This window comes from Candidatus Dormiibacterota bacterium (assembly GCA_036495095.1).
Taxonomy (GTDB): domain Bacteria; phylum Chloroflexota; class Dormibacteria; order Aeolococcales; family Aeolococcaceae; genus CF-96.
Genome location: DASXNK010000009.1, coordinates 1 through 11,367, shown reverse-complemented (window position 1 = coordinate 11,367; position 11,367 = coordinate 1). Strand labels below are relative to the sequence as shown.

At 74.9% G+C, this 11,367-nt stretch carries 13 protein-coding genes; 6 read left to right on the top strand and 7 right to left on the bottom strand.

Translation table 11 applies throughout. The annotated features are described in order from the left end of the window. A partial coding sequence (locus VGL20_00790; protein HEY2702203.1) for an HTH domain-containing protein occupies window positions 1–299 on the bottom strand: 299 nt, incomplete at its 3' end. A gap of 101 nt (window positions 300–400) precedes the next feature. Here VGL20_00790 and VGL20_00785 point away from each other — a divergent pair. Further along, a complete protein-coding gene (locus tag VGL20_00785) occupies window positions 401–997 on the top strand; it encodes a TIGR03086 family metal-binding protein (protein ID HEY2702202.1) in 597 nt (198 codons plus the stop codon). On the opposite strand, the gene VGL20_00780 is transcribed toward VGL20_00785, so the two are convergent. Beyond that, window positions 943–1,890, bottom strand: coding sequence for an alpha/beta hydrolase (locus tag VGL20_00780; GenBank protein HEY2702201.1), 948 nt, complete (start codon window positions 1,888–1,890; stop codon window positions 943–945). The genes VGL20_00785 and VGL20_00780 overlap by 55 nt on opposite strands. A 59-nt stretch (window positions 1,891–1,949) precedes the next feature. On the opposite strand from VGL20_00780, the gene VGL20_00775 reads away from it, so the two are divergent. Then, entirely contained in the window at window positions 1,950–2,546 is a 597-nt protein-coding gene (locus VGL20_00775; GenBank protein HEY2702200.1) for a helix-turn-helix domain-containing protein, read from the top strand. On the opposite strand, the gene VGL20_00770 is transcribed toward VGL20_00775, so the two are convergent. Next, entirely contained in the window at window positions 2,518–3,075 is a 558-nt protein-coding gene (locus tag VGL20_00770; protein HEY2702199.1) for a PadR family transcriptional regulator, read from the bottom strand. The two genes, VGL20_00775 and VGL20_00770, sit on opposite strands and share 29 nt — an antisense overlap. A gap of 61 nt (window positions 3,076–3,136) precedes the next feature. Between VGL20_00770 and VGL20_00765 the strand changes: the two genes are divergently transcribed. The 4 genes from VGL20_00765 to VGL20_00750 all read left to right on the top strand — a co-directional run bounded on the left by VGL20_00765 (window position 3,137) and on the right by VGL20_00750 (window position 7,550). After that, window positions 3,137–3,970, top strand: coding sequence for a maleylpyruvate isomerase N-terminal domain-containing protein (locus VGL20_00765; protein ID HEY2702198.1), 834 nt, complete (start codon window positions 3,137–3,139; stop codon window positions 3,968–3,970). A 39-nt stretch (window positions 3,971–4,009) separates the two neighbouring features. Next, on the top strand, window positions 4,010–5,374 hold the full coding sequence (locus VGL20_00760) for a hypothetical protein (GenBank protein ID HEY2702197.1): 1,365 nt from the start codon (window positions 4,010–4,012) through the stop codon (window positions 5,372–5,374). 87 nt (window positions 5,375–5,461) lie between these two features. Then, window positions 5,462–6,409, top strand: a complete 948-nt coding sequence (locus VGL20_00755; GenBank protein ID HEY2702196.1) for a DUF6159 family protein — start codon at window positions 5,462–5,464, stop codon at window positions 6,407–6,409. A 253-nt stretch (window positions 6,410–6,662) separates the two neighbouring features. Further along, window positions 6,663–7,550, top strand: a complete 888-nt coding sequence (locus tag VGL20_00750) for a hypothetical protein (GenBank protein HEY2702195.1) — start codon at window positions 6,663–6,665, stop codon at window positions 7,548–7,550. Window positions 7,551–7,626: 76 nt separating this feature from the next. Here VGL20_00750 and VGL20_00745 read toward each other — a convergent pair whose 3' ends face one another. From VGL20_00745 to VGL20_00730, 4 genes are all read right to left on the bottom strand, one after another. Then, on the bottom strand, window positions 7,627–8,598 hold the full coding sequence (locus tag VGL20_00745; protein ID HEY2702194.1) for a phosphoribulokinase: 972 nt from the start codon (window positions 8,596–8,598) through the stop codon (window positions 7,627–7,629). 131 nt (window positions 8,599–8,729) lie between these two features. Further along, a complete protein-coding gene (locus VGL20_00740; GenBank protein HEY2702193.1) occupies window positions 8,730–9,173 on the bottom strand; it encodes a VOC family protein in 444 nt (147 codons plus the stop codon). A gap of 10 nt (window positions 9,174–9,183) precedes the next feature. Further along, complete coding sequence (locus VGL20_00735; protein HEY2702192.1) at window positions 9,184–9,876, bottom strand: lysophospholipid acyltransferase family protein; 693 nt, start codon at window positions 9,874–9,876, stop codon at window positions 9,184–9,186. Continuing rightward, a partial coding sequence (locus VGL20_00730; GenBank protein ID HEY2702191.1) for an MFS transporter occupies window positions 9,876–11,367 on the bottom strand: 1,492 nt, incomplete at its 5' end. The genes VGL20_00735 and VGL20_00730, both read right to left, overlap by 1 nt.

The following is an 11,367-nucleotide window of genomic DNA, read 5'->3' as shown; positions in this document are numbered from 1 at the left end:
GAGTGGGCGGCGGGGGCGACGTCGACCCCGCTGGCGGCGGCCGGGCCGGCGACCAGGAAGAGGGCGCGTGCCTCCTCCTCGGTGAGCCCGGTGAGGTCGGTGCGGTAGCCCTCGATCAGCTGCCATCCCCCGCCGCGGCCGCGCTGCGCGTAGACCGGCACCCCGGCCGCGGAGAGCGCCTCGAGGTCGCGGTGGACCGTCCGCGGTGACACCTCGAGGCGTTCGGCGAGGTCCGTGGCCGTGACCCGGCCACGGGCCTGGAGGAGCATGAGGATGGAGACGAGGCGGTCGGCGCGCATCCCCGGATTCTCGCAGGCAAATATGACATACGGTGTCGACTTCAGGGCCGCATCCTGCGGGGGCAACGCCGCCACTCCGGCGGCCCTGGGAGGAAGCCCCGATGGTCCGGACCGATCCCCGCCCCCTGCAGGCACTCGCCGTCGCCAACGCCCGCGGCGCCGTCGCCGCCGTCCGTCCCGAGCAGCTGTGCCTGCCGACCCCGTGCGCCGAGTTCGACGTGCGCGCCCTCCTCGGCCACATCGTCGCGGTGCTCCTCAAGGTGGCCGCGGTCGGCCGCGGCGAGGACGCGGCGGAGGTGGCGTTGATCATCGAGGGCATCGCCGACGACGGCTGGCTCGCCGCCTTCGACGCCGGCGCCGCCGAGGCGCGGGCTGCGTGGGTCGACGACTCGCTGCTCGACCGCGAGCTGCGCCTGCCCTGGGCGACCCTGCCCGGGTCGACGGTGGTCTCCGTCTACGCCCAGGAGGTCGTGATCCACGGCTGGGACCTCGCCGTCGCCATCGGTGCCGCCACCGACTGGGACCCCGAGCTCGGCGAGGCGCTGCTGCCGCTGGCCCACAGCATCCTCCCCGCCGACATCCGCGGCGAGCCGATCGGCAACTCGTTCGCCGCGGTCGTCGACGTCCCCGAGGACGCCGGCGTCTACTCCCGGCTGGCGGGATGGCTGGGACGCGACGTGAGCCGCTGGGCGGCGTAACCGCCCGGCGCCCCGGGCTCGCCGGTCCACAGCTCGCGGAGCAGGCCGGCGAGCTCGGGCGCCCGCTCCAGGGGGAGGTAGAGGCGGGCCCCCTCGAGCTCGACCACGGGCCGGGCTCCGGGGATCAGCGCGGCCAGCCGGTGCGCCCAGGCCGGCTCGAAGAAGACGTCGCCGGTGCCCCAGACGATCAGCGCCGGGGCGGTGAGCGCCGCCAGCCCGGGCCCGGCGGCGACCAGGTCCTCGGCCCGGAGCGACACCACCAGCCTCTCGATGGCACGGGTGGCGCCGGGGGTGGCGAGGGGGGCGAGCAGGGCCTCGAGGGTCTCGCCGTCGAGCTCCTCGGGGCGCTCGAGACCGCAGCCCAGACCGCTGGCCGAGCGCGCCCGCTCGGGATCCGCCGCCATCCGGTCGAGCGCCGGCGCGTAGCGGCCTCGCCGGGCGCGCTCGGTGGCGGCGCGGAAGGCCGGCGGAGGCAGGTTGTCGTCGCTGTCGCAGTTGGTCAGCGTCAGGGTGCGGATCCGCTCCGGATGCCGGGCGGCGAGCACCTGGCAGACCGCGCCCCCGGTGTCGTTGCCCACCAGATCGATGCGGTCGAGGCCGAGCGACCCGCAGACCGCCTCCACCAGCCCGGCGAGGGCGGGGAGGGAGAGGTCCTGATCCGGGCCCGCGATGGTGGCGCCGTGGCCGGGGAGGTCGATGACGACGCAGCGGCGCAGGTCCCGCACCCGGTCGACGACGCCGCGCCAGAGCAGGCCGTGGACCACGATCCCGTGGACGAACACCGCCGCCGGACCCTCGCCGATGTCGACGCAGGCGACCCCGCCGGCGGGGGTGGCCACCATCCCGCAGTGGGCGTACCAGTCGTCGAGGCGCATCTCCGGGCCCTCCGCCACGTGACAGACCGTCGGTCGGTATTCCAACAAACCGACTGGCGGTCTGTCAACATTGGGCGGTGACCGATCGCAGGGCGGAGAGGGGGGAGGCCACCCGCCGCCACCTCGTCGCGACCGCGACCCGGCTCTTCGCCGAGCGCGGCTACGAGGCCACCCCGATCGAGCTCGTCCTCGCCGAGGCGCGGGTCAGCCGGGGCGCGCTGTACCACCACTTCGCCAGCAAGGAGGCGCTCTTCGAGGCGGCGCTCGACGCCACCCAGGCGGGGGTGGCGGCGGCGGTCCGCGACGCCGCCCGCCGCGCCGCCGACCCGCTCGGTGCGCTGCGGGCGGGATGCGCCACCTGGCTCGCCCTCGCCCGCGACCCGGCGGTGCGCCGCATCGTCCTCCTCGACGCCCCCGGGGTGGTCGGCTGGGAGCGCTGGCGGGAGATCGACCAGCGCCACTCGCTGGGGGCGGTGATGGCATCGCTGCGGGCGCTGGCGAACGAGGGGCGCCTGCCCAGGGCGCTCGTCGACGTCCACGCCCACGTGCTCCTGGCGGGGCTCACCGAGGTCGCCCTGCTCATCGCCCGCGCCGAGGACCCGGAGGTGGCGACCGAGCGTGGCGAGGCGGTGGTGGCGAGGCTCCTCAGCGGGCTCGTCGGCGACGGCGGCTGAGCTGCGGCGCGGTGAGCTCGGCGGGGAGGCTGTCGAACCACTGCATCACCGCGGTCTCGATGTGGATGCCGAGGGAGAGGGTGGCGGCGACGTGGAGGTCGGTCCCGGGGGCCATCGCGATCGGCTGGAGCACGTGGTACCCGGCGAGCCGCTCGGCATGCCGCTGCCGGTGGCGGGCCAGCATGCCCGCGAGCACCTCGGGCTCGAGGTGGGAGCCGAAGGAGAGGGTGAGCATCAGCGGGTAGCGGATCTGCTCGGCCCCGGGCTCGAGCTGCAGCCACTCGCCGAACGCGGCTCTGCCCGCCTCGGTCAGCGCGTACGGACGCCGGCGCCGGGGGCCGGGCTCGCCCGCGGCGATCAGCCCGCGCGCCGCCAGCGCCTCGAGCTCGCGGTAGATCTGGCTCTGGGTGATGCTCCAGAAGTCGCCGATGAAGGTGTTGGCGACCTGCACCAGGTCCCACCCCGTCATCTCGCCGCGGTGCAGGAAGCCCAGCAGTGAGGCGGCGGTGGAGTTGAGGGGCTCACCCATTGTCATTCCACTGTGGAAGGTCTATCGTGATCACCTTCCATTATGGAGGTTCGCCGCCCGGATGATCGCCGTGCCCGTCGACCATGCCGGCGCCCGCGCGGCGCTGGCGGAGCTCACCCCCCGCACCGCGGCGCTGATCTCGGGCATCACCACGCCCGCGCGGCGGGTGACCGGGCTGGAGTGGACCCTGGCGGAGACCGCCGCCCACGTCGTCATCGGCCTGCGCGGCTACACCGACTCGCTGCAGGGCGACATCGCCCGGTGGACCCACCACATCCCGGAGTCGCCCGGGTTCCGGGAGCGGCTCACCGGGCTCACCTCCAGCTCCCTCGCCGAGGAGCCCTCCCGCGACCCCGCGGTGCTCGGCCGGCGGCTCGTCGACGCGGTCGACGCCTTCCTCGAGGCCAGCGCGGGGCGGTCGCCGGACCAGCCCGTGCCCACCCCCTGGTACGCGCCCGGCGCCAGCCTGCCGCTCGGCGCCGCCACCTGCCTGCTGCTCGGCGAGCAGGTGATCCACGGCTGGGACATGGCGCGCACCCTCGGCAGGCCGTGGCAGGTCAGCCGCGAGCACGCCCTGCTCATGGTGGGGGTGATCACCACGATGATGCCGCTGGCCGTCGACCCCGAGGCGGCCCGCGGGGTGCGCGCCGTCTACGCGCTCCACGTCCGCGGCGGCCCGGGCTTCGTGCTGCGGATCGACGGCGGCCGCGCGGTCATCGAACCGCTCGGCGCCCAGCGGATCGACTGCCACCTCTCCGGCGACCCGGTGAGCCTGGCGATGGTCGGCTACGGCCGGATCGGCCAGTGGCGGGCGATCGCGCGCGGCGGGCTCCTCGCCTGGGGGCGCAGGCCCTGGCTGGGGCTGAGGATGCGGGGCTTCTTCTTCAATCCCTGACGTTCACGGCAGGCCATGGCCGGCGGCATACTCCGCGCCATGGTGGGACGCGGAGGCCGGGCCGCGGCGCTGGTCGCGGCCGCCGCGGTGGCGGCGGCGGGCAGCGGGTGCGCGCCGGCGAGCCAGGTCGCCTCCACCTCGACGGTCGCGGTCCACGGGGTGGCGGACGCGCCCGACGGCACCCCCGCCGCCGGGCTGCGGGTCGGCCTGGTCAAGCAGCTCGACGCCGGCGAGGCGCTCGGCGGCCTCCTCGTGATCGGCGTCTCGCTGGGGCTCGCCTGCTTCGGGGGCGGCCCCAACGTCCCCGACATCTGCGCTCACCAGCCGAGCGCCGCGACCGGCAGGGACGGGCGCTTCCGCTTCCAGCTGAGCGGCTCCGACACCCAGAACTCGCTGGGCCGCGCCAGCACCTTCAGCATCGTCACCTCGCTGCCGGCCGGCGCCGGCGAGCTCACCGGGCCGTCCACCGCGGAGGACCTCGAGCTCCAGGCCGCCGACATCGAGGTGCCGGCGCTGCGGCTCTGGCGTCCCGCGGTGCGGCTCACCCCGTCGGGCGGATCGCTGACCGTGGACTGGCCGCCGCCATCCGCCGGCTACGGCGGCTCCCCCGGCTACGACGTGCGCTTCCAGGACGCCGCGTCGCTGCCGGTCTGGACCTTCACCGACACCCATCCCGGCGCCGTCCTCGACGCCCGCCTGCTCGAGGACAGCCACGGCGGCGCCATCGTCGAGGCGCGCACCCAGATGCCCGCCCCGGGCACCACGGCGCAGCTCACCTACCGGTCCGCCACCGTCGCCTACCGGGGCGGCGCGGGCGCGCCGGCCTCGCGGGGCCGGCCCTGCTCGGTGGTCCGGGGCGGCGTCAGCGTCCCCCTCACCCCCTGCACCCTGACCGACGGCGACCTGGTCCATCCCGGGATCCCGACCGGCTCGTCGCATCCCCCCCCGGCGGTGGGGTCGGCGAGCCCGGCTCCGGAGCACGCTCAGGTGGACATGGGCACGGCGGTGCCGGTGACGCTGGTGGCGGTGCGGGGCTGTCCGGGGTGCGCGGTCGAGGGCTCCAGCGACGGCACCTCGTGGTCGGCGCTCGGCACCGTGCCCACCGAGTCCGGGTCGGTGGAGCCTCCGGGCGGACGCGCCCCCGCCCGCTACGTGCGCGCCGGCGGCACCGCGGGGATGGGCGGCCTGCGCGAGATCTCGGTGTGGACCGCGGCGGCGGCCGCCGGGACCCAGGCCGGCGGCGGCTCCGGTGGGCCACCCGCGGGCGGCGGGACGGCGCCGGCCGCCACCGGTCCGGGCACCGACCTCCGGCCGCTGGCGGTGGCGCTGGTGGCGCTCGCCGCCGCCGTCGCCGGGCTCGCGGTGGTGATGGCGGTGCGGAGGTCCCCGGCGGGCCGTCGCTGACCGCGCCGTTCACGATTCGCCGTGCAAACCCGTGACAACCCGGGTACGCGTTCGGGGGCCTGCGCCGCCGGCACTACGCTGCCCGCCATGACCAACGCACAACCGCCGCTGTCGCCGGACGGCCGCTGGAGGTGGGACGGCCAGGCATGGCAGCCCCACTCCGATCTCTCAGCCCCCGGCCTGGGCCGGGCCACGGCGGCGCCTCCCGGCGGCCGCTGGTCGCGCGGCCTGCGGCTGGCACGCGCCAGCTGGTCGGTTCTCCGCTCCAACCCGGCGCTGGGCCTGCTCCCGGTGCTCTCCCTCGCCGGCCTGGTCGCCTACCTGCTCCCCCTGCTCGGCATCGCCGCGGGCCTGGGTGCCTTCGAGCCGTCGCAGCGGCCGCTGGCCTGGGTGCTCGCCGGCTGGTACTACCTGGGCGCCTCGTTCATCACCGTGTTCTTCAACGCCGCCCTGGTGGCCGGTGCCATCGCCCACCTCCGCGGTGAGCGCCCGGGGGTCGGCGACTGCCTGCGCATCGCCTCCGCCCGGGCGGGGCGCCTCCTCGCCTACGCGCTGATCTCGGCGACGGTGGGACTGGCGCTGCGGTTGGTGCGCGAGGAGTTCGGCATCGTCGGCAGGCTGGTCTCCGCCGTGGTGGGGATCGCCTGGGGCGTCGCCACCGCCTTCGCCGTGCCGGTGCTCGTCCTCGAGGACGTGAGCGCCGTCGACTCGATCCGCCGCTCGATGCAGATCCTCCGCGACAGCTGGGGGGAATCGCTGGTGGGCAACGCCGCGATCACCCTGCCCCTGCTCGCCGCCGGCGTGGGCGTGGCCGCGGCCGGCGTCGTCGGGCTGGCGATCGCCCCGGCGCTCGGGGTGCTCATCCTGGTGGTGGGCATCGGCGGCCTCTGCGTCGTCGGCGCCGCCCTCTCGGGGATCTTCCGCACCGCCGTGTACGCGTACGCCACCGGCCAGGGAGCGATGCGCGGCTTCGACGCCGCCGACCTGTCCACCGCCTTCGCGGTCAGGCGGAGGCGCCGCGGGTTGCTGCCGTAGGCGGCGGGAAGCCGGCCGGCGGCGGCCTGGTCGATGCCGCGGTTGGCGCAGGTGACGAGGGCGACACGCTGAACGGTGCTGATGACGCCCCTTCCCCACGCCCGGACCGGGGGGACACGGGGCCGGCGGTCAACTCAGTTGACAGTCATTGACGCGGTGAGTGACCTGCGCTAGCGTGTCAGCACCCGCCGTCTGGACGGCACAATCGCCCACGCGACACGGTGATGTCATGTCTGTCCACAATCCTCCCGACATGTCGTCCCGGGTCTCGGACCGCCTCCGGCCGGTGTGGTCGTGGGGGACGAACGGGGCCGAGGCCGGAACCCGCAGCGCGCCGCCCGAGGGCGAGGCCGGGGCGCGCGGCGCACCCACCCCGGAGCCGGGGACGATCGAGCTCGTCGGCCGGGCGGTGGAGCGACCCTCGTGGGCCTGGGGAGGAGGGCAACGCGACGGCGAGGCGGCGCCCGCCGTCGCCGAGCCGGCGCCGGCGGCAGCGGAGCCCGCGGCCGCGTCGCCGCCCGCGGGACCGCCACCGTGGTGCTGGGATGCCACCGTGGTGATGGAGGTGATCCCCGAGCCGCCGGCGCCGTGGAGCTGGGCGGCCGTCACCGCCGGGATGGAGGTGGTGGCCCCGGCGCCGCCGGCGTCGCCGCTGCCGCCGCTGCCGCGCTCGACGGCGCCGGCCCCGCCCGCCACCGGCGCCGCCCCGGCGCCGCGCTGGACCTGGGGGTCGAACGCCGGGTCCACGCCCGCGGCCGCGGCACCGTCCGCCCCGCCGTGGCGCTCGGCGTCCTCGCCGGCGGCCCCCACGGCCACGCCGGCACCCGCCGCCGCCGGCGGACCGCCGATCGCCGCCCTGCTGGTGATCGCGGTGCTCGTCACCGGCTGGGCGCTGACGTTCTCGACCGCGCGCGCCGTCGCCGTGATGCCGGTGATGGCGCTCTACCTGCTGGTGATCGCGGCCCGCTCGGCCGCCGCGCGCCTCGACCATGGTGTGGAGGCGGCGCTGCTCGGCGCCGGCTTCCTGCTCGCCGTCGGCGGCCGCCTCGTCGCCGCCTGGACGCTGGGGTGGCTGGTCGTGCTCCTCACCGCGCTCGAGCTCGCCGGGCTCTCGCTCGGCTCGATGCTCATCCGGGGGTGACCCCCTCGGGAGTCGGGAGCGGACAGGAGGGCGGCGGCCGGGGGGCCGCCGCCCTCCACGCGTCTCCGACGCGACGTCAGGCCCGAGCCACGTCGGAGGTAGCGGCAGACTGTGCCTGGAGCATGTGATACAGGAGGATCAGCTCACTGAGCGCCAGCGGCTCGCTGCGCGCTCCGGGCTCGATCTGTCCCAGGGTGCTCGGCAGCTTGCCGGGCACCTTCAGCCCGCTCCAGATGTGCTCCTCGACCTCGCGGCTCATCTCCCGCGGGGCCCGGCTGTCGATGTAGAGGGCGTCGACGGGCTTGCTGTCCTCGTCGCGCAGGAGGCTGAGGTGGACCGCCCGCCGGGTGTCGTCACCGAGCACCGCGGCGAGGTCGAGGTGGGGGATGGTGGGACGCAGCAGCAGGGTTGCGCTGAGCGAATCGCCGGGGTCGGCGCCGTCGGCGGGATGGAAGCGCACCACGATGTCGGCGTGCGACCGCTGGGGGCGGATGTACGCCGCCGACTCCGGCTCGCGCCGCTCCAGCTCGGCGAGCACCTGCTCGGGCGAGTAGCCGCGCTTCTGGGTGTCACGGCGCACCTTCCACTGGCGCCGGATGTCCTCGGGAGGATCGAGGTAGACGGTGACGTCGAAGCACGCCCGCGCCATCTCCCTGTGCAGCGGCAGCAGCCCCTCGATGATCACGAACTCCCGGGGCTCGATCCGCTCCTGGCGGCCGAAGGTGCCGGTGGCGTGGTCGTAGACGGGCTTGAGGATGGGCTGCCCGGTGGCCAGCAGGTTGAGGTGCTGCTCCATGATCTCGATGTAGTTGCACTCGGGATGGAGCGGCGTGAACGGGAGCGACTTGCGCTCCTCGCGGTCGTAGCGGTGGTAGTCGTCCACGCAGACGCCGGTGACCCGGTCGCGGCCCAGGGCCTCGATCAGCCCGGCGGTGAGGGTGGTCTTGCCGGCGGCGCTGTCACCCGCGATCGCGACCATGACCGGTCGCGGGCCGGAATCCTCGGCGACGGATCCGGTCCGGGTCGTGGGGATGAGCGTGTCCGGCATGCCAACGCGCCTCTGACAGGATGGGGCTCACCGACGCGACCTGACGGCGCGGAGCACCCCACGTACCCTGACAAGACTGGCAGAATGCCAGGTTCAGTGTCTATTGATATTTTGCTACCTGTTCATAAATATCAACTTATGACTTGCGCCGCCGCGGGGTCCGGCGCCGGGTGCGGCTCGCCGTTCTGCAGCGGGGTGGCGACGAACCAGCGGTGGCCGAAGGGGTCGACGAGCACCCCGGTGCGCTCGCCGTAGGCCTGGTCGGCGACCGGCCGCTCCAGGGTGGCGCCGGCCTCGACGGCGCGCCCGACGACGGCGTCGACATCGGGCACGACGAGGTGGAGCGACACCGTGGTGGCCTGCAGGGTGCGCGGCCCGCGCATGTTCGGCACCAGCTCGGGGGACTCGTCGGCGAGCATGAACGCGGCCTCGCCGATGCGCATCTCGGCGTGGCCGATGTGCCCGTCACCGCCGGTGAGCCGCATCGTCTCGACGGCGCCGAAGGAGCGGCGGTAGAAGTCGATCGCCTCGGCCGCGCCGGTGACCATCAGGTACGGGGTGAGCACCGTGGGCATGGCGGATCCCTCAGAACAGGTGGGTGAGCCGCCGCTGGAGCAGATGCCGTCCGCCCGACTCGGCGGGCTCGGCGAGGAGCTCGAGGACCGCATCGCGTCCCGCCGCGGTCAGGCTCTCGGCGGTGTGTCCCGCGGACGTGATCGGCTCCCCCACGGCGACCGTCAGCCGCTTGCGCAGCCAGAGCTCGCGGGTGCCCGACAGGCCGACGGGGAGGACCGGCGTGCCGGTGTGGAGGGCGAAGTGGGCGAAGCCCTTGCGGAACTCGCCGGCGGCGCCCTCGACCTGGTTGCAGCGGCCCTCGGGGAAGATCAGCAGCGAGCCGCCCGCCACCAGGCAGGCCTCGGCGTGGTCGAGCACGGCGCTGCTGCCGCCCTCGCGGCGGTCGATCGGGATGACACCGCCGATCCGCTTCACCAGCCGCACCGCCCACACCGGCACGCCGACGAGGTCGCCGAACACGTGGATGCGCGGCTGCGGTGGCAGGGCGGAGACCACCGCGAAGGCGTCGACCCACTGGAGGTGGTTGGCGATGATCACGTGGTTCTCGCCGGCCCGGAGGTTCTCGAGGCCGCGCACCTCGACGTCGAACAGCCCCCTGCCCACGCCCCGGAAGAGCCGGCGCACGGCACGGGCGGCCGGGGTGGCGCGGGGTCGCACCGGGAACTCCGAGGGCGGCGGCGAGACGGTGAGCCGGGCGGCCATCAGCGCACCCCCCGGATGCGGCTCACGAACACGGTGCCGAGGGTGAACCAGAGCGCGGCGCTGCCGAACACGACCCGGAAGCCGAGGTTGTTCCCGGTGGTCATGCCCAGGATGTGGTGGGTCCCGTTGAGGTAGGTGAGCAGCAGCGCGGCCAGCGCCGGCGCGATCACCTGCGGCAGGGTGAGCGACACGTGCCAGATGGCCATGTCGCGCCCCGAGGAGTTCTCCTTGTCCGGCAGCACGTCGCAGGCCAGCGCCCAGTCGATCGCGTAGTACATGCCGTAGCCGATGCCGAAGAGCAGGCCCACCGCGTAGAGGGCGACCGTCGAGCTGACCAGCGAGAAGATCACCACCGATGCGGCCAGCGCCTGGATGGCACCCGAGACGTACACGAAGGGCTTGCGCCGCCCGATTCGGTCCGAGAGCGCACCCCCGACGATGGCGGGCACCACGCCACCGGCGATCACCGCGAGCAGCCAGTAGGCGCTCGCCGCGCCGGAGTTCTTCGACCCCGCCACCTTCTCGAAGTACGAGTCCATGAACGGCACGATCGAGAAGATGCCGAAGTTCATGAACATGCGGGTGAGGAAGCACCAGCGGAAGTCGGGATCGGCGAGGGCCGCGAGGTGGCGGCGGAGGCCGTCGATGCGGCTGCCCACCACCAGCGAGCCGAGGACGGCGGCGGTGGCGAGGCCGGCGACGGCGATCGTGGCGCCCCCGGCCAGGGTGGTGGTCAGCAGGGCCAGGATGGCGCCGACGGCGACCAGGCCGCAGGCGCCGAAGAGCAGGACGTCCGCCGATGGCCGGGTCCGCACCGTCCTCGGCAGCGGCGGCAGGATCCGCTCCTTGGTGCCGAGCACGGTGATGATCAGCGTGCTGACCAGGATGGTGGCGACGACGCCGTAGGAGAAGACGAGCCCCATGCGGCTGCGCCCGAACACCGAGAGCACGATGGCCACGAGCAGGACGCCGACCACGGTGCCGAGCTGGTTCATCGTCCCCAGCAGGCCCGAGGCCCGTCCCCGTTGCTCCTCGGGCACCACGTCCGGGATGACGCCGCTGTAGGCGGCGCCGGCGACGTTGTTGGCGGCCTGCAGCGCGACCGCGAAGATGATCAGCACGGCCGGCGTCCAGGCCAGCGCGATCAGGGCGAGGCCGAGTACGTTGAAGGCCGTGCCGGCGATCATCCAGGGGCGCCGCCGGCCCCAGCGGGTGCGGGTGCGGTCGGAGAGCCAGCCCGCGATCAGCGGCACCAGCAGGGCGAAGACGCCGCCGGCGGCGGTGGCACGGCCGACCAGCAGATCGCTGGCGTCCTTGCCGACCAGGAGCTTGGCACCCTCGGGGATGAGGGAGACCAGGATGGGCTGCCAGTGCGCCCCGTTGCCGAACCAGAAGGCGTTGATGGAGAGCAGCCGGCCCAGGGAGAGGCGGCCCGCGGGGGCGGCCGCGACCGGGGCGGCGGGGGCGTGGGCGGTGGCCACGGTGGGCGGT

Coding starts and splice junctions, on each gene's coding strand:
- VGL20_00770 (HEY2702199.1), bottom strand. CDS start 3,075: ATGGGTGAGCCCCTCAACTCCACCGCCGCCTCACTGCTGGGCTTCCTG.
- VGL20_00740 (HEY2702193.1), bottom strand. CDS start 9,173: ATGCCCACGGTGCTCACCCCGTACCTGATGGTCACCGGCGCGGCCGAG.
- VGL20_00735 (HEY2702192.1), bottom strand. CDS start 9,876: ATGGCCGCCCGGCTCACCGTCTCGCCGCCGCCCTCGGAGTTCCCGGTG.
- VGL20_00760 (HEY2702197.1), top strand. CDS start 4,010: ATGGTGGGACGCGGAGGCCGGGCCGCGGCGCTGGTCGCGGCCGCCGCG.
- VGL20_00755 (HEY2702196.1), top strand. CDS start 5,462: ATGACCAACGCACAACCGCCGCTGTCGCCGGACGGCCGCTGGAGGTGG.
- VGL20_00745 (HEY2702194.1), bottom strand. CDS start 8,598: ATGCCGGACACGCTCATCCCCACGACCCGGACCGGATCCGTCGCCGAG.
- VGL20_00785 (HEY2702202.1), top strand. CDS start 401: ATGGTCCGGACCGATCCCCGCCCCCTGCAGGCACTCGCCGTCGCCAAC.
- VGL20_00765 (HEY2702198.1), top strand. CDS start 3,137: ATGATCGCCGTGCCCGTCGACCATGCCGGCGCCCGCGCGGCGCTGGCG.
- VGL20_00750 (HEY2702195.1), top strand. CDS start 6,663: ATGTCGTCCCGGGTCTCGGACCGCCTCCGGCCGGTGTGGTCGTGGGGG.